The 15113-nt window shown below is 37.0% G+C and carries 15 protein-coding genes; 3 read left to right on the top strand and 12 right to left on the bottom strand.

The genetic code is table 11. The features are described 5' to 3' along the window. Window positions 1–68 precede the first annotated feature (68 nt). From ACYQZV_RS05770 to rlmN, 3 genes are read left to right on the top strand one after another with little or no spacing between them, the layout of a single operon-like run. Window positions 69–398, top strand: a complete 330-nt coding sequence (locus ACYQZV_RS05770) for a (2Fe-2S) ferredoxin domain-containing protein (protein ID WP_459893993.1) — start codon at window positions 69–71, stop codon at window positions 396–398. Further along, window positions 398–1060 carry a type 1 glutamine amidotransferase gene (locus ACYQZV_RS05765; protein WP_459893992.1) on the top strand — a complete coding sequence of 221 codons (663 nt, stop codon included), beginning with the start codon at window positions 398–400 and terminating at the stop codon, window positions 1058–1060. The genes ACYQZV_RS05770 and ACYQZV_RS05765 overlap by 1 nt, the downstream gene beginning before the upstream one ends. Then, on the top strand, window positions 1057–2076 hold the full coding sequence (gene rlmN / locus ACYQZV_RS05760; protein ID WP_459893991.1) for a dual-specificity RNA methyltransferase RlmN: 1020 nt from the start codon (window positions 1057–1059) through the stop codon (window positions 2074–2076). Before ACYQZV_RS05765 ends, rlmN begins: the two co-directional genes overlap by 4 nt. On the opposite strand, the gene ACYQZV_RS05755 is transcribed toward rlmN, so the two are convergent. The 12 genes from ACYQZV_RS05755 to cimA are packed head-to-tail and all read right to left on the bottom strand — an operon-like array spanning window position 2063 to window position 15105. Next, a complete protein-coding gene (locus ACYQZV_RS05755; protein ID WP_459893990.1) occupies window positions 2063–2728 on the bottom strand; it encodes a PilZ domain-containing protein in 666 nt (221 codons plus the stop codon). The genes rlmN and ACYQZV_RS05755 overlap by 14 nt on opposite strands. Beyond that, window positions 2729–5533, bottom strand: coding sequence for an excinuclease ABC subunit UvrA (gene uvrA, locus ACYQZV_RS05750; RefSeq protein ID WP_459893989.1), 2805 nt, complete (start codon window positions 5531–5533; stop codon window positions 2729–2731). Continuing rightward, the gene (locus ACYQZV_RS05745) at window positions 5511–6041 is read right to left on the bottom strand and encodes a LabA-like NYN domain-containing protein (protein WP_459893988.1); all 531 of its coding nucleotides are present in this window, start codon (window positions 6039–6041) and stop codon (window positions 5511–5513) included. The genes uvrA and ACYQZV_RS05745 overlap by 23 nt, the downstream gene beginning before the upstream one ends. Next, window positions 6038–6628: a nucleotide exchange factor GrpE gene (locus ACYQZV_RS05740; protein WP_459893987.1), complete on the bottom strand. Its 591-nt coding sequence runs from the start codon at window positions 6626–6628 to the stop codon at window positions 6038–6040. The genes ACYQZV_RS05745 and ACYQZV_RS05740 overlap by 4 nt, the downstream gene beginning before the upstream one ends. Window positions 6629–6661: 33 nt before the next feature. Next, window positions 6662–7510, bottom strand: coding sequence for a signal peptide peptidase SppA (sppA, locus tag ACYQZV_RS05735; protein WP_459893986.1), 849 nt, complete (start codon window positions 7508–7510; stop codon window positions 6662–6664). Further along, window positions 7504–8271, bottom strand: a complete 768-nt coding sequence (locus ACYQZV_RS05730) for an indole-3-glycerol phosphate synthase TrpC (RefSeq protein WP_459893985.1) — start codon at window positions 8269–8271, stop codon at window positions 7504–7506. Before ACYQZV_RS05730 ends, sppA begins: the two co-directional genes overlap by 7 nt. Next, window positions 8271–8915, bottom strand: coding sequence for a dienelactone hydrolase family protein (locus ACYQZV_RS05725; protein WP_459893984.1), 645 nt, complete (start codon window positions 8913–8915; stop codon window positions 8271–8273). The genes ACYQZV_RS05730 and ACYQZV_RS05725 overlap by 1 nt, the downstream gene beginning before the upstream one ends. Then, window positions 8884–9927, bottom strand: coding sequence for a uroporphyrinogen decarboxylase (gene hemE, locus ACYQZV_RS05720; protein ID WP_459893983.1), 1044 nt, complete (start codon window positions 9925–9927; stop codon window positions 8884–8886). The genes ACYQZV_RS05725 and hemE overlap by 32 nt, the downstream gene beginning before the upstream one ends. Next, a complete protein-coding gene (locus tag ACYQZV_RS05715) occupies window positions 9928–11139 on the bottom strand; it encodes an EAL and HDOD domain-containing protein (protein ID WP_459893982.1) in 1212 nt (403 codons plus the stop codon). A gap of 22 nt (window positions 11140–11161) precedes the next feature. Next, a complete protein-coding gene (gene ilvN / locus ACYQZV_RS05710) occupies window positions 11162–11713 on the bottom strand; it encodes an acetolactate synthase small subunit (RefSeq protein ID WP_459893981.1) in 552 nt (183 codons plus the stop codon). A 10-nt stretch (window positions 11714–11723) separates the two neighbouring features. Further along, entirely contained in the window at window positions 11724–13478 is a 1755-nt protein-coding gene (gene ilvB / locus ACYQZV_RS05705; RefSeq protein WP_459893980.1) for a biosynthetic-type acetolactate synthase large subunit, read from the bottom strand. A 52-nt stretch (window positions 13479–13530) separates the two neighbouring features. Beyond that, on the bottom strand, window positions 13531–15105 hold the full coding sequence (cimA, locus tag ACYQZV_RS05700) for a citramalate synthase (protein WP_459893979.1): 1575 nt from the start codon (window positions 15103–15105) through the stop codon (window positions 13531–13533). Window positions 15106–15113: the final 8 nt, after the last annotated feature.

The following is a 15113-nucleotide window of genomic DNA, read 5'->3' as shown; positions in this document are numbered from 1 at the left end:
AGGGCTTTTATCATGCAAAAAGCTTAGAAACTATATAAATTAGTAAAAAACCTTTCGAAGGAGGCAATATGTTTAAACACGTATTTGTATGCGTAAACCAAAGACCACCAGGTCATCCTATGGGCTCTTGTGCAGAGAAAGGAAGCAGAGATGTTTACACAGCCTTTGCAGATGCTCTTCAACAAGACCCTCAACTTATGATGACAGTAGCTATAACCCCTACAGGTTGTCTTGGCCCTTGTGGTATGGGACCGACGGTAGTGGTTTACCCAGAAGGTATATGGTATGGCAACGTAAGAAAAGAGGATGTAAAAGAAATCATTGAAAGCCATCTAAAAGAAGATAAGCCAGTAGAAAGGCTTGTTATATCCAAAGGGAAACCCCCGGGTATGCTTTAATGAGAGCTCTTATCCTAAGGCATGTTCAGATAGAGCATGCCGGAGTTTTTAACGATATACTATCATCAAAAGGTATAGACATAACATATGTAGACCAAGCCGAACGCTTACCTCAAGAAGAGTTTGACATGCTCTTTGTCCTTGGTGGGTATATGGGTGTTTACGAGGAACCTCAATATCCTTTTCTTAGTAGAGAGTTTAGAATAATAGAGCACTTCTTAAAAGCTCAAAAACCCATTGTAGGTATATGTCTTGGGGCCCAGATGCTTGCACATGTTTTAGGCGAAAAGGTCTATAAAGGGCAAAACGGTAAAGAGATAGGATGGTATCAACTAAAAAAAGAAGACGACCATAAGTTTTTTAAAGGTTTTCCAGATAGATTTTACGCTTTTCAGTGGCATCAAGATACCTTTGATTTGCCAAAGGGTGCTTTGAGGATATATAGCTCCGATAAATACCAAAACCAAGCTTTTGTCTATGAAAACGCCGTAGGTATTCAATTTCATATAGAGCTTACAAAAGATATGATAAGAGAATGGATAGAAGCCTACGAGGAAGATTTAAAACAGGAAAATATAGATAAAAGCTCACTCGTAAAAGAAGATTATATAAACATTACTAATAAGCTATCCTATAAACTCATAGAAAACATCTTACAATGATAAACCTATTGGAAGATTACTTTGAGCTTCAAAACAAGCTAAACTTAGAAAAATTTAGAATATCTCAAATAAAGTATTGGGCTTTTAAGAAAAAGACAACGGATATAAGCCTTATGACAGATTTACCAAAAACTCTAAGAGAAAGCTTAAATCTAGATTTTCACGTGCTGGAATTAGATTCTTTTTTAGAGGGAAACGATTCTACCAAGTTTGTTTTTAGGACAAAAGATGGTTATTTTTTAGAAAGTGTTTTAATAAACGAAAAAGACCATTACACTCTTTGTATATCAACTCAGATAGGTTGTGCGGTGGGATGCAAGTTTTGTGTAAGCACGATAGGAGGGCTTGTAAGAAATCTAAGCTTTGGAGAGATAGTAGACCAATATTTTTACATATCTATTTTTAAAAACGTTTTTATAAGAAATATCGTTTTTATGGGTATGGGAGAGCCCCTTGCCAATTTTGATAATCTTAAAAAAGCCGCTTTGATATTTTTAAAGGAGTTTGAACTCTCAAAAAGGCACATTACAATATCCACAAGCGCTTACGCAAACTATCTAAAAAGGCTAAAAGAAGATGATATCTTAAACAAGCTAAACCTTGCTATCTCCTTAAACGCTTCTTCAGACGAAACAAGAAAAGCGCTTATGCCAAACGTGGTTGGCTCTTTAAAGGACGTGTTTGAGCTTTTAAAAACATACCCCTTAGAACCAAGAAGACGCATTACCATCGAATATGTGCTTATAAAAGATATAAACAGTACTTTAAAAGATGCCAAAAACCTTGCGAATCTTCTTAAAAGCCTAAAACACAAGATAAAAGTAAACCTAATACCTTACAACGAAAACTCAGCGCTTTCTTTTAAAAGACCATCCCAGTCAGATGTGTATAAATTTCAACAAGAGCTTTTGAAAAACGATATATCTTGTACTATAAGGTGGAGCAAAGGCTTAGAGCTTGCCGCAGCATGTGGACATTTAAGCAGAATTAAGAGCTTAGAGCTTATAAGAAGTTAAGAAATTCAAGCATTTCTTGTTCTATGTTGTACATGTTGTCTATCATGAATTTTTGAATTTTATTTTTCTGAAAACTATCCGCCAAAAACTCAACACCAGCAAAAAATTGTTCAAGATTTGTTTTACTTATCCAAGCAAAACGTATTTTCATTCTAATTATAGAATTTAGCAAAGTAAACTGCATGTCTGCATATTTGTTGGAAAACACATCTAATGGTTTGTTTGTGTTTATTACAATACCAGCCCCGGCTTCAGATATGTCTATTATCCTTACTGGAAAAAATAGATTGCTAATTACAACTGTGGCATCTATAGGTTCTTCAAGGTTTATCCTTAAAAATCTTCTTTTTTCTCTATCTACAGCCACTATGCTGATATAGTTAAGAGTTGCGACAGATTTTTCTTTGCTTACAACGTTACAAAGAAGAGGTCTTAGAAGAATGCCAGTCCTAACCAACACATTTTTACCAGGAGATATAGAAAACAACGTATCTTGATATTCAAAAGCTAAAGATATTGTATCGCTTGACACATTTACTATAGTGGCTATGCTACCGTTTAACATCGATTCATCTTGCCATGTGGCAAACACATTCTTGTTTCTGGCTTTTAGAAACGTTAAAATTTTAAAAACATACTCTTTTTCTAGCATCTATACCTTATCTTTTAAAATAGGTTTTAGCGCTTTTGCCGTGTAAGAGTGCGGGTGATGTATTAGCTCTTCTGGTGGTCCTTCAAAAAGAAGGTATCCTCCACGCTCACCACTTTCTGGTCCTATATCTATTATCCAGTCAGCACATTTGATAAGCTCTAAGTTGTGTTCTATAACCACTACAGTGTTTCCCTTGTCTACAAGCCTTTGGAGTATGTTGATAAGCTTCTTTATGTCGTCTGTATGAAGACCGGTGGTGGGTTCGTCTAAAAGATAAAGGGTGTTGCCGGTATCTTTTTTGGATAGTTCTTTAGATAGTTTTATCCTTTGGGCTTCTCCCCCTGATAACGTGGTGGCGTTTTGACCAAGGGATATATAACCAAGCCCTACTTCTTGAAGGAGTTTCAATTTTCTTGATATAGATGGTATATTTTTGAAAAATTCGTAAGCCTCATCCACCGTCATATTTAAAACATCCGATATATTTTTGCCATTGTACCTTATATCAAGTGTCTCTTTGTTATATCTAGCACCTTTACAAACGTCGCAAGTTACATAGACAGGTGGCAAAAAGTGCATCTCCACCTTTATAACCCCTTCTCCTTGACAAGCCTCGCATCTTCCACCTTCTACGTTAAAAGAAAATCTGCCTGGGCTATATCCTCTTGCTTTTGCCTCTGGTGTTTGGCTAAAAAGCTCTCGTATGGCGTCAAAAACTTTTACGTATGTAGCTGGGTTGCTTCTGGGGGTTCTTCCTATAGGGGATTGGTCTACGTTTATCGCTTTATCAAAAAGCTCAATACCCTCAATCTTATCAAACTTGCCTATATACTCGTAAGAGCTGTAAAAATGTCTTTTGGCGTACTGCCACAATATATCATAGACTAAGCTTGATTTTCCACTACCGGATACTCCTGTAACGCACACGAAAAGCCCTGCCGGAATTCTTACCGTTATATTTTTTAGGTTGTTTTCTTTAGCCCCTACTATTTTAAGAAAACCTTTTTGGGGTTTTCTCCTCTCTTTTGGTATCTCTATGTAAAGCCTATTTGAAAGATAACCGCCGGTAAGGGATTTTTTATCTTTTTTAATCTGCTCCACAGTCCCTTTTGTTACTATGTAACCGCCGTTTTTACCAGCTCCTGGTCCAAGCTCTACTATGTAATCAGCTGACTCTATCGTCTCATGGTCATGCTCTACCACTATAACGGTGTTTCCAAGGTCTCTTAGCTCTTTTAACGTATTTATGAGTTTACCAGTATCCCTTGGATGAAGTCCAATAGAAGGCTCGTCCAATACATACAAAACACCCGTGAGCTTAGAGCCCACTTGGGTGGCAAGTCTTATACGCTGCATCTCGCCACCCGAAAGGGTGTTTGCGCTCCTTCCCAACGATATATAATCAAGGCCAACGTCTAGCAAAAACTTTATGCGGTTTTTTATCTCTTTTAGAAGAGGCCTTGCTATCTCTTTTTCTTTGTTAGTTAGCTTATCCTCTATAGAGTCAAAAAATTCGTATGTTTTGTCCACGGATACTTTTACTACATCCCATATGTTTTTATCAAGTACGAAAACAGACAAAGCCTCTTGCTTTAATCTAGAACCATCACAAACAGGGCAAGGGTTTTCCCTTATAAAGCTATCTAACAAATCTTTTATCCTATCTGCTTCATCTGCGTTTATATATCTTTGCTCTAAATGTGGGATTATCCCTTCAAAGTGAAAGCTGTAATTGCCTCTTGAGCCATAGAGTATTAGTTCTCTTATCTCCTTTGGGATGTTTTTAAAAGCTGTATTTGGGTTTATTCTAAATTTTCTTAAAATCTCTAAAACTGGAAACTTTAGATAATCAAAAAATTGATATTCGTTGAATATCCTTATAGCGTTTAAAACTGCGGCGTTTTGGTCTATAAGAGCCTCTTCGTCTATTTCCCACTTTACGCCAAGCCCTTTGCAAACAGGGCAAGCTCCGTATGGTGAGTTGAAGCTAAAGAGTCTTGGGGAAAGCTCTTGGATGGAAAACCCGTGCTCTGGGCACACCATACTTTCGCTAAAAAGCTCAAAAGAGGAGGCTTCCACATCTTCTATCTTTACAAGTCCCTCTCCATGCTCTAAAGCTTTTTCTATAGCAAGTAAAGCTCTTGGTCTTTCTTCTTCATTTAATGTAAGTCTGTCTATTATGATATCTATGTCGTGTTTTTGGTTTTTATTCAAAGAAGGCACTTCAGATATTCTGTAGATATCTCCGTCTACTTTTACCCTTGAAAATCCTTGTTTTTCTATGTTTTTAAAAACATCTTTAAATTCGCCTTTCTTACCTCTTACTATGGGCGCTAAAATCTGCACCTTTTTAACTTGGTATTTGTTGTATACATGTTCTAATATCTCATGGGCTGACAATCCTTCTAAAACCCTTCCACATATGGGACATTTTGGTTTTCCTAGGTTTGCCCAAAAGACCCTTATGTAATCGTATATTTCTGTAATGGTACCAACCGTAGAGCGGGGGTTGTGAGATGTTGTTTTTTGGTCTATAGCAATGGCTGGCGATAATCCTTCTATGCTGTCTACTTCTGGTTTGTCCATTACGTTTAAAAATTGTCTTGCGTAAGAAGATAAGGACTCTACATACCTTCTTTGACCCTCTGCGTATATTGTATCAAACGCCAAAGAAGACTTACCGCTACCTGAAGGGCCTGTTATCACCACAAGCTTATTTTTGGGAATGTCTATATCTATATTTTTGAGGTTGTGTTGTCTTGCGCCTTTTATTACTATATAGTTATGTATTGTTTTGCTTTTCATGCTCTTCTAGTTTTATAAAGGGTGCCAAGTCTTTTAGCTCTACGAAAAGGTCGCATATGTTTACGAGCTCTATAGAAGAGCTATCTTTGGTAGAAACTACGATTATCTGTTTTCCAAAGGTCCTTAGTATGTTTATAAGTTTTTCAAAATCGCTATCTCCAGTAACCAGTATTGCTACATCGTAGTTGTCTTTGGTAAGAAGACAATCCATTGCAAGGTCCACGTCAAGGTTTCCCTTCATACTCCCATCTTTTAATTGTTTTACCGCTTTTTTAATGACGGTGACCCCGCCAAAGGTTAGCATCCTATAAAATTTGTTTTGCTTTTCTTCTTCTTCTTTGTAAGCAAGATAAAAGAATGTGTTGTATATAACGAAGTAGTTTGCAAAGTATTTAACAAGTTTTAATATATCTACCTTAAAATCCAAAAACTGCTTTTGGACAAAGTAAAGGTTTGTACCATCTATGAAGATTCCAGCCACCTTTTTGGAGTTTGGTATTAGCATCATGTGATTTCTTCTCTTGCTATATTTACTATTACCTTACCTGCTCTTATAACCTTATCGTGTAGTTTATATCCTTTTGTGGTTACCTCTACTATTTCATCTGGACCAAAATTTTCATCTTGGATAGTATCTATAGCTTCTGCTAAAGTGGGGTCAAATATCTGTCCTTTTAGTTCTAGTTCTTCTAAACCATGTTTTTTGAGTATGTTTTTTAAATCTTTGTATATCATATCTACACCTATTAGTATATTTTTTGTATTTGGGTCTAAGGATTCTATACTGTTAAATTGAGATATAGCTCTTTCAAAGTTATCAAGCACATCCAACATATCTTTTACAAGTCCCTCATGCCCATACTTTTTAAGATGTTCTTTTTCTTTTCTATAGTGGTCTTTAAGCTGTTCTAACTCCCTTTGTAAAGATACAAGCTTTTCATTTGACAACCTTAATAAAACTTCTAGCTTTGAGCATCTTTCTTTTTGAGCTTCGTATTCTTTTTCTAAATTTGATAGTTTTTCTAGCAATTCTTCTTTTGAGATTTCGTTTTCTGGTTTACCTTGCTCGCTTTCTTGTCTTAGTTCCTCTTCCATGATGTCTTTCACCTCCTTAAACTATATATTATATCAAAAGCCTTGAAACATATACATGGTATGGATTGGTGATATAAGTTCAAGATGGTTTATAGCCTCTTTAAAGTAAGCTCCCGTAAGTTCTCTTATAAAGGACTTCTCTTTTTTGAAGAAAACCACCCTCGGGTGTTTTATATGGGCAAGAAAAGCTGCTTTTTCCACTGCATCTTCTAAGTTTCCTATACCATCTATTAATCCTAGTTGTTTTGCCTGAACACCCGTCAAAACCCTTCCATCTGCTATGGAAAGAAGCTGTTGTTTTGATATCTTGTTGGACCTGTAGGCTAACATAGCGTCTATAAACTGCTCATACGTATTGTCTACAAGGTATTGAAGGTATGCTTTGTCGTCTTTGGAAAGCTTTTTCCAAGGTACCAGTATGTCTTTGTATTTTCCTGTTTTTATATCGCCTTGCTCTATACCAATCTTTTTAAGAAGGTCTTTGTAGTTTAGATAATCTATTATAACACCTATGCTGGCTGTCAAAGTTCCGGGGTTTGCGTATATGTAGTTAGCCGGCACAGATATATAGTATCCGCCAGAAGCCGCCAAGCTTCCCATAGAAACCACTATAGGCTTTTTATGGGCTCTGAATATTTGTAAAGCTCTATATATTTCTTGGGCTGCCCCTACTGCTCCACCAGGGCTATCTACTCTTAGTACAAGAGCTTTTATGTTTTTATCTTTCTGAGCTTTTTCTATCTCTTTTTCAATGGGTAATGGACTTAATATAACACCTCTTACTCTTATTATGGCTATATTTGGAGGTTTTCTATTTAAAAGCGCAAACACTAAGGAAAACAAAAGTATAACTCCTAAAAATAGACCTATTCTTTTTACCATACAAGCTCCTTCAGCTTCTTAGCTGGATTGTCTTCTTTCATAATGGATGTGCCTATTAAAAAACCGTCGTATCCTTCTAAAAAGTTTATATCCTCTTTTGAAAATATACCGCTTTCAGATATCAACACTGCTCTTGTGTTTTCTTTTAAAATAGGAAGCATCTCCTTGCTTTTAGAAATATTAATATCAAGGGTATCCAAATCCCTGTTGTTTACCCCTATTATTTCAAAGTCTTTTACTTTTTCTATTTCATCTTTTTCAAAAATTTCCATAAGTATATCTAATCCCAGCTTTTTAGCTTCGTAAGATATATCTTCAATCTGATATTTGTCTAAAATTCTTGCTATGAGAAGTATCGCATCGGCTTTATAAGCTCTTGCCTCGTAAACTTGGATAGGGTCTATTATGAAGTCTTTTCTCATCAGTGGTATTTCTACTGCGCTTTTTACCTTTTCAAGATAAGAAAGTTTTCCACCAAAAAACTTATCATCCGTGAGGACCGATATAGCGCAAGCCCCAGCTTCTTGATACTTGTGGGCTTGGTCTTTTATATCGACGCTTTTTATATGTCCCATAGAAGGAGAGGCTTGTTTTATTTCAGCTATTATCGGAGTTTTTATGGCTTTTGAAGATATGATAGCGTTTTTCAAAGAAAGAGGAGGCTTTGCCTCCTTTATCATTCCTAAAAGCTCGTCAAAGTAGCTGTAAGATTTATTTAAGCTTGATTTCTTGTATTCTACTATCTCTTGTAATATACCCATTAGCTAAGGTGTTTTCTAAAAAATGAAACCGCTTTTTCCCAAGCATCTTTGGCGGCTTTTTCGTTGTAGACTTCAGGTCTTGTGTCATTTAAAAATGCATGATTCACGCCTGGGTATACTATAAACTCGGCGTTTATGCCATGTTTTTTACACTCTTCTTTTGCTTTTTCCACATCGGCAATGGGCACATACTCGTCTTTTTCAGCGTGTATTGCAAGGACCGGGGCTTTTATAGAAGAGAAATCAATAGGAGCAAGCTGATAAAGGGCATAAAAAGGTACCAAGGCATCTCCGTATTTTCCAAAATACCATGTTAGAGTTCCACCACAGCAAAAGCCAGTGATACCAATTTTTTTAACGCCTTGAGATTTTAAATAGTTTATGGTTTCTTCTATTATGTTTTGGGCTTTTGATAAATCTGAAAAAAGGTTTTGCATCAAAGCACCAGCATCGTTTGGATTGTCTGCGGTTTTCCCATCGTAAAGGTCCGGAGCTATACTTACAAACCCTTCTTTGGCAAATCTATCGGTGATATCTTTTATGTGTGGGACAAGCCCCCACCACTCGTGCAGCACCACAATAGCTTTATCGCCTTCCCCAGACATATAAGCTTTAGCCGTTTTTAAAGTTAGCTCTTTTCCCATAAGACACCTCCTTTACGCATTCTACAAAATATTTTACATTATCTTTGGATACATCTGGGGTTATACCATGTCCTAAATTTACCACAAAACCCGTATCTCTTGGTATGCACACGATAAATTCCTCAACGTGTTTTCTCATAATTTCTTTGTCAAGCAAAAGCACTTGAGGTTCTAAATTTCCTTGAAAAGCTAAAGACTGATATCTATTGCAAACATCGTTTATACAGACGCTCCAATCTACGCTTAAAACATCGGCTCCAAGGGTACTTGCTTCTTCTATATGAGAAGATGAGCCTCTAAAAAAGTATACGATGGGTGTGTTTGGGTGTTTTTGTTTTATAGATTTTATTATAAAAGCGTTGTAATCATAAACGTATTCTTTGTAGGCTGATTTTGATAGTGCCATGCTCCAAGAGTCAAAGATTTGTATAACATCGGCCCCTGATTTTATTTGATTGTCTATATACTCTATAAGAGCTTCGGATAGTTTTTCCATTAAAGTGTGAAAGTCTTTTTGGTTTTCATACATAAAGATTTTTGTCTTGGTAAACTCCCTTGAGCTTTCTTTTTCTATCACATAAGAGGCTAAGGTAAAAGGTGCTCCACAAAATCCTATGACTGGTACTGGGGATTTTTCTTTTAATACTTTTAAAAGCTCAAAAACATAATCCAAATCCTTTGCTATACCGTTAGATTTTAGGCTTTTAAAATGAAAATCGTGTTCTAGTTTTGGACCTTCTCCCGCCTCAAAAGATACTTTTATACCCATGGGCTCTAATATTACTAAAATATCGGAAAACATGATTACAGCGTCTACTCCAAGTATATCAACCGGTTGAAGCGATACCAAAGCGGCGTCTTCTACGTTTTTGCAAAAGTCTAAAAAGCTTTTGTATTTTTGCCTAATTTCTCTGTACTCTGGTAAATATCTACCAGCTTGGCGCATAAGCCATACTGGATATCTTTCTATAGGTTCTTTTTTTAGGCTTTTAAGAAGGATATCGTTTTTCATCTAGCGTATTGCTTCTATAAATCTGTCGTATTCGTACAGAGATTCCAAGTAAGACCTTTCAACCCGATCTATGTTTAGATTGTATTTTGATACATAAAAATTTATCTTGTCTTTGTCGTGAAATTCAAAAGCTCTTGCTAAATCAAGAAGTTCAGCAAAAAGGTTTTTGCCATCTATAAGAGCCTCCGATACTTCAGGAGACACAGGCATATCTTCAAATATCTCTTGAAAGCTTTTGCCAAACAGTACATCCATAAAAGATAAAATCCCCACCAGATAGGCTGTGGGTGCCTTAGAGGGGTCTATAAATTTGCAAACTTTTTCTATAAAATAAGCTCTTGCAACGGATTTTTCTACATATATATTTTGAGCTGGATTTGATACCACCGACGATAAAAATACTAAGTTTACCCATTTCTTTAGATTGTTAAAACCAAGTAGCGTTACAGCGGCTTCCACAGAAGACACTCTTGAAGGTATTGCAAAAAAAGCAGAATTTATAAACTTCAATATGCTAAAAGTAAGCTCTGGAGACCTTTTTATTATATCTATAGCTTCGTTTATGTCGTCTGGAGATTTCAGCTTTATGAAGAGCTCCGTTATCATAGAAGATGGTTTCTCAATCCTTGGTAGGCTTATTTTCTTTGGAGCTTCTATATAGTGTCCCATGTAGTAGGATATTAGGTCGTTTTTTAAAGCTTTTTCCATCTCTTCCAAAGAAGATATATTTGTGCATATTAGTTTTATCCCATTTTCCGCATACTTAGAGTAATCTTCAAAATTTGTAGAGAAAGGCACCATTATAAAAGACGTGTATTTTAAGATATTATCAGATATCTCAGACTCTTTTGGGTAGAAGTTGTATAAGCATATGCTTATACTTTCGTCTCTTAATTTGTTAAAGATATCTTCTATATAACTTAAAACATAGGAAGAAGACAGCTTTCCATAGTCAAAGCTACAAACAAGCTTCATATCTTTGTCTATACGTGGTAAAAAGTCGTTGTAAAGAAAATCCACATCCACGCTTACATCCACGAAGGTATTAAAACCGTGGGTTATTTTTCTAAAATCAAACTCTATCAAAGAGTTTACTACTATAGCCGCTTCATTTTGAATAAATCCATCCTCATCTTCCAATGAAAATTTATAACCAAAGGTAGAAAAATCTCCCTTTACGATAGCTTCTCTTTTTAGCTTGGTTATCAGCATGAAATATATTATAATATAGTCTTCAGTCTTGCGTTTCTTCTACTACTGATTCCCTTTTCAGCGTAATCTTTCCGGTGGTGGCCATCTCTTTTATGCCGAAGGGTCTTACTAAGTTTAAAAAAGCCTTTATTTTCTCGCTATCCCCTGTCAACTCTATCATTATACTATCTTGGGATATGTCTACTACCTTTCCTCTAAAGATTTGGGCTATTCTTAGTATCTCGTCCCTTTCTTTATGGGAAGGGGCGTGTAGCTTGATAAGCATGAGCTCCCTCTCAACCCTTGGTGTATCTGTTAAATCACGTACTTTTATAGTGTCTATCAACCTTCTTAATTGTTTTATCATCTGGTCTATTACCACATCATCACCTTTTACCTCTATGGTGATGCGTGAGAGATTGGCCTCTGAAGTTTCTCCCACGCTTAAGCTTTCTATGTTGTACCCTTTACCGGCAATGAGCGTAGCTATACGGGCCAACACACCAAACTCGTTGTTTACAAGGATGCTTATTATATGCTTTCTAGTTTCGCCTTTTTTAATCTCTCTCTTTGGTCTTCCGTTTACCGCTTCCATCTTTTCTCCTTTAACCTACCAAATACATAGTTTCAGCTTCTACATTTTTCCCATCAGACAACAACATATCTTTATAACTTTTACCAGCGGGTACCATAGGTAAGCAATTTTCTTCCCTATCTACTATAACTTCCACTAAAACAGGTTTATCCTCTATGTTTTTGGCTTTTAATAAAACATCTTTGAGTTCTTTTGGATTATCAGTTCTCATGCCTATAGCACCGCAGGCTTCTGCAAGCTTTACAAAATCTGGTTGGAAGGATAAATCCACTTCAGAGTACCTCTTGTTGTAAAATAGCTCTTGCCATTGACGTACCATACCGTAATAAGCGTTGTTTACTATAATTACTTTTATTGGTATGTTGTAATGAGCTGCTGTAATGAGCTCTTGCATAGTCATGAGAAACGAACCGTCCCCATCTATTATGAAAACATCTTTATCTGGCCTTGCTACCTTAGCACCTATTCCGGCTGGTAAACCAAAACCCATAGTTCCAAGACCTCCGGAGTTTATAAACTGTCTTGGGAAAGAGTACTTATAAAACATAGCGCTCCACATTTGATGTTGACCAACGCCGGTAGTGATTATAGCGTCACCTTCCGTTATCTCGTATAGAGCCTCCATTACAAACTGAGGTTTTATAACTTTATCAGAAGGTTTGTAAGAAAGTGGATAGGCTTTTTTCCAAGCATCTATTTGCTCAAGCCAGGCTTTTCTTTCATCTTCATACACTATCTTAGAGTTTTTGTTTTTAATCTCTTCTATAAGCCTTACCAAAACGCTTCTTATATCTCCTACTATAGGTACATCCACCGTGATATTTTTAGATATGGAAGCAGGGTCTATATCTATGTGTATTATCTTAGCAAAAGGTGCAAATTCATCTACTTTACCGGTTACCCTGTCATCGAAACGAGAACCCACTGCAATAAGAAGGTCGGCGTGATAAACCGCCATGTTGGCGTAATAGGTACCATGCATACCTAACATTCTCAAAGAAAGTGGATGTCTTTCGTCAAAGGCACCTTTACCCATGTTGGTGGTAGTTACCGGTATCTTCATTAGCTCTGCCAATTCTGTAATTTCTGCGTTGGCTTCGGCTGCCACAGCTCCACCACCCACGTAAAGAACTGGTCTTTTCGCCTCTAATATAAGCTGGGCTGCTCTTTTTATCTGTTGAGGATTTCCTTCTATGTGCGGTTTATATCCCGGTAACGAGTTTATAACTTCTTCATCGGAGGGGATTTCTATGTCTGTCATAGTTTGTGTGATGTCTTTAGGTATATCCACCAGAACAGGCCCTGGTCTCCCAGTTTTTGCTATATAAAAAGCTTGTCTTATCATAAGAGGCAAGTCTTCTATTTTTTTCACCAGGAAGTTGTGTTTGGTAACTGGCCTTGTCATGCCTACTATATCAACTTCTTGAAAAGCATCGTTTCCTATCAAGAAGGTAGGTACTTGTCCCGTTAAAAATACTACCGGTACAGAATCCATATAGGCATCGGCTATGGCAGTGATTAGGTTTGTGGCACCGGGTCCTGAAGTAGCCAACGCTACACCCACTTTCCCAGAGGCTTTGGCATACCCTTCCGCCATATGTCCTGCCCCTTGCTCGTGTCTTGCCAGTATGTGCTTTACCTTGTTTATTCTATATAAAGCATCGTATATTTCCATGTTTGCCCCGCCTGGTATACCAAATATAACATCAACGCCCTCTTTCAAAAGCGTCTCAACGATAACATCAGCTCCTTTACGCATCGCCATATCGCAAACCTCCAACAATAAATTTTAAATATAATACGCTTTTGTTAAAAAACTATAAATTTTGTTCTTCATCTTTTAAAAGCTTAAAACTTACGCTATCTACCAAAGCTTTCCAAGAAGCATCTATCACGTTGTAAGATACTCCTACGGTGCCCCAAGTCCTAACCCCGTCCGTGGATTCTATAAGCACTCTCACCTTTGCGGAAGTTCCTTCGGTTTCGTTAACTATTCTAACTTTATAATCTATTAGCTCTAGGCTTTCAAGATTTGGATATATATCCACCAAGGCTTTTCTAAGGGCGTTGTCAAGGGCGTTCACCGGTCCGTTGCCAAGGGCTGCGGTATGTTGTATCGTATCCTCTATCTTTATTCTAACGGTTGCCTCTGAGAGCTCTTCACCGTTTTTGTTTAATACTTCCACCTTGTAAAAATCTAACTCAAAGAAATCCTTTACGATGCCAAAGTGCTTTTTCAAAAGAAGCTCTAAAGAAGCATCTGCTGCTTCAAATACGTATCCTTCCTTTTCAAGGTTTTTAATGTGTTCTACAAGCTTTATAATATCCGGTGAGTTTTCGTCTACGCTAAGGCCTATCTCTTTTAATTTGTAAAGTATATTGCTTTTACCAGACATATCTGATATGGTAATTTTTCTGGTATTTCCAACAAGTTCTGGTTTTACATGCTCATACATGTCTGTTCTTTTGCTAACGGCAGAAGCGTGTACTCCAGCTTTATGGGCAAAGGCACTTGCTCCTACGTAAGGCATATTTTTTGGAAGAGGTACGTTTGATACTTCGGATACAAACTTTGCGAGCTCTGTAAGGTTTCTAAGGGATTCTTCTTCAACTGTTTTAAAACCCATCTTCAAAGAAAGGGCAGGTATTATAGAGCAAAGGTTGGCGTTGCCTGTTCTTTCACCGATGCCGTTTATAGTCCCGTGCACTTGTCTTGCTCCCATTTTTATCGCTATTAAGGAGTTTGCAACAGCGCACTCAGCGTCGTTGTGAGCGTGTATTCCTATATGGGCATTTTTAAATCTATCAAATACCTCTTTTATTATCTCCATCATCTCAAAAGGGAGCGTACCGCCGTTGGTATCGCAAAGGACTACCCAATCTGCCCCTGCATCAAAAGCCACTTCTATAGATTTTAAAGCGTAGTCTTTGTTTGATTTAAACCCGTCAAAAAAATGCTCTGCGTCAAATATCACTTCTCTGTCTTCTTTCTTTAAAAAAGATATGGTATCGTATATCATGTTTAGGTTTTCTTCCAAGGTAGTGTTTATGGCATCTAATACGTGATAATCCCAAGATTTTCCAAAAATTGTTATAGTTGGTGTTTGGGCTTTTAAAAGCGATAAAACCTGAGGGTCGTTTGAAGCGTTTAAACCCTTTTTCCTAGTAGATCCAAAAGCCACAATCTTGGCGTGTTTTAAGGGTGTATGCTTTATCTTTTCAAAGTAAAAAGTATCTTTTGGGTTTGAGCCAGGCCACCCCGCTTCTATATAATCTATGCCAAAATCATCCAAATGCTTTGTTATAAGCAGTTTGTCCTCTATGCTAAAGTTTACCCCCTCAGACTGTGAACCGTCCCTCAGTGTGGTATCGTAAATATAAACTTTTTCCATAAATATAT

Source organism: Hydrogenobaculum acidophilum, assembly GCF_054656715.1.
Note: the sequence above shows the minus strand (reverse complement) of the source record. Positions and strands in the feature narration are given on the sequence as shown.

Excerpts from the sequence above, each read along its gene's own strand:
- ilvN (WP_459893981.1), bottom strand. The coding sequence starts at position 11,713 with ATGGAAGCGGTAAACGGAAGACCAAAGAGAGAGATTAAAAAAGGCGAA.
- ilvB (WP_459893980.1), bottom strand. The coding sequence starts at position 13,478 with ATGGCGATGCGTAAAGGAGCTGATGTTATCGTTGAGACGCTTTTGAAA.
- ACYQZV_RS05730 (WP_459893985.1), bottom strand. The coding sequence starts at position 8,271 with ATGGGTATATTACAAGAGATAGTAGAATACAAGAAATCAAGCTTAAAT.
- cimA (WP_459893979.1), bottom strand. The coding sequence starts at position 15,105 with ATGGAAAAAGTTTATATTTACGATACCACACTGAGGGACGGTTCACAG.
- ACYQZV_RS05765 (WP_459893992.1), top strand. The coding sequence starts at position 398 with ATGAGAGCTCTTATCCTAAGGCATGTTCAGATAGAGCATGCCGGAGTT.
- ACYQZV_RS05745 (WP_459893988.1), bottom strand. The coding sequence starts at position 6,041 with ATGATGCTAATACCAAACTCCAAAAAGGTGGCTGGAATCTTCATAGAT.
- uvrA (WP_459893989.1), bottom strand. The coding sequence starts at position 5,533 with ATGAAAAGCAAAACAATACATAACTATATAGTAATAAAAGGCGCAAGA.
- ACYQZV_RS05725 (WP_459893984.1), bottom strand. The coding sequence starts at position 8,915 with ATGGGAAAAGAGCTAACTTTAAAAACGGCTAAAGCTTATATGTCTGGG.
- ACYQZV_RS05755 (WP_459893990.1), bottom strand. The coding sequence starts at position 2,728 with ATGCTAGAAAAAGAGTATGTTTTTAAAATTTTAACGTTTCTAAAAGCC.
- ACYQZV_RS05715 (WP_459893982.1), bottom strand. The coding sequence starts at position 11,139 with ATGCTGATAACCAAGCTAAAAAGAGAAGCTATCGTAAAGGGAGATTTT.
- ACYQZV_RS05770 (WP_459893993.1), top strand. The coding sequence starts at position 69 with ATGTTTAAACACGTATTTGTATGCGTAAACCAAAGACCACCAGGTCAT.
- rlmN (WP_459893991.1), top strand. The coding sequence starts at position 1,057 with ATGATAAACCTATTGGAAGATTACTTTGAGCTTCAAAACAAGCTAAAC.
- hemE (WP_459893983.1), bottom strand. The coding sequence starts at position 9,927 with ATGAAAAACGATATCCTTCTTAAAAGCCTAAAAAAAGAACCTATAGAA.
- sppA (WP_459893986.1), bottom strand. The coding sequence starts at position 7,510 with ATGGTAAAAAGAATAGGTCTATTTTTAGGAGTTATACTTTTGTTTTCC.
- ACYQZV_RS05740 (WP_459893987.1), bottom strand. The coding sequence starts at position 6,628 with ATGGAAGAGGAACTAAGACAAGAAAGCGAGCAAGGTAAACCAGAAAAC.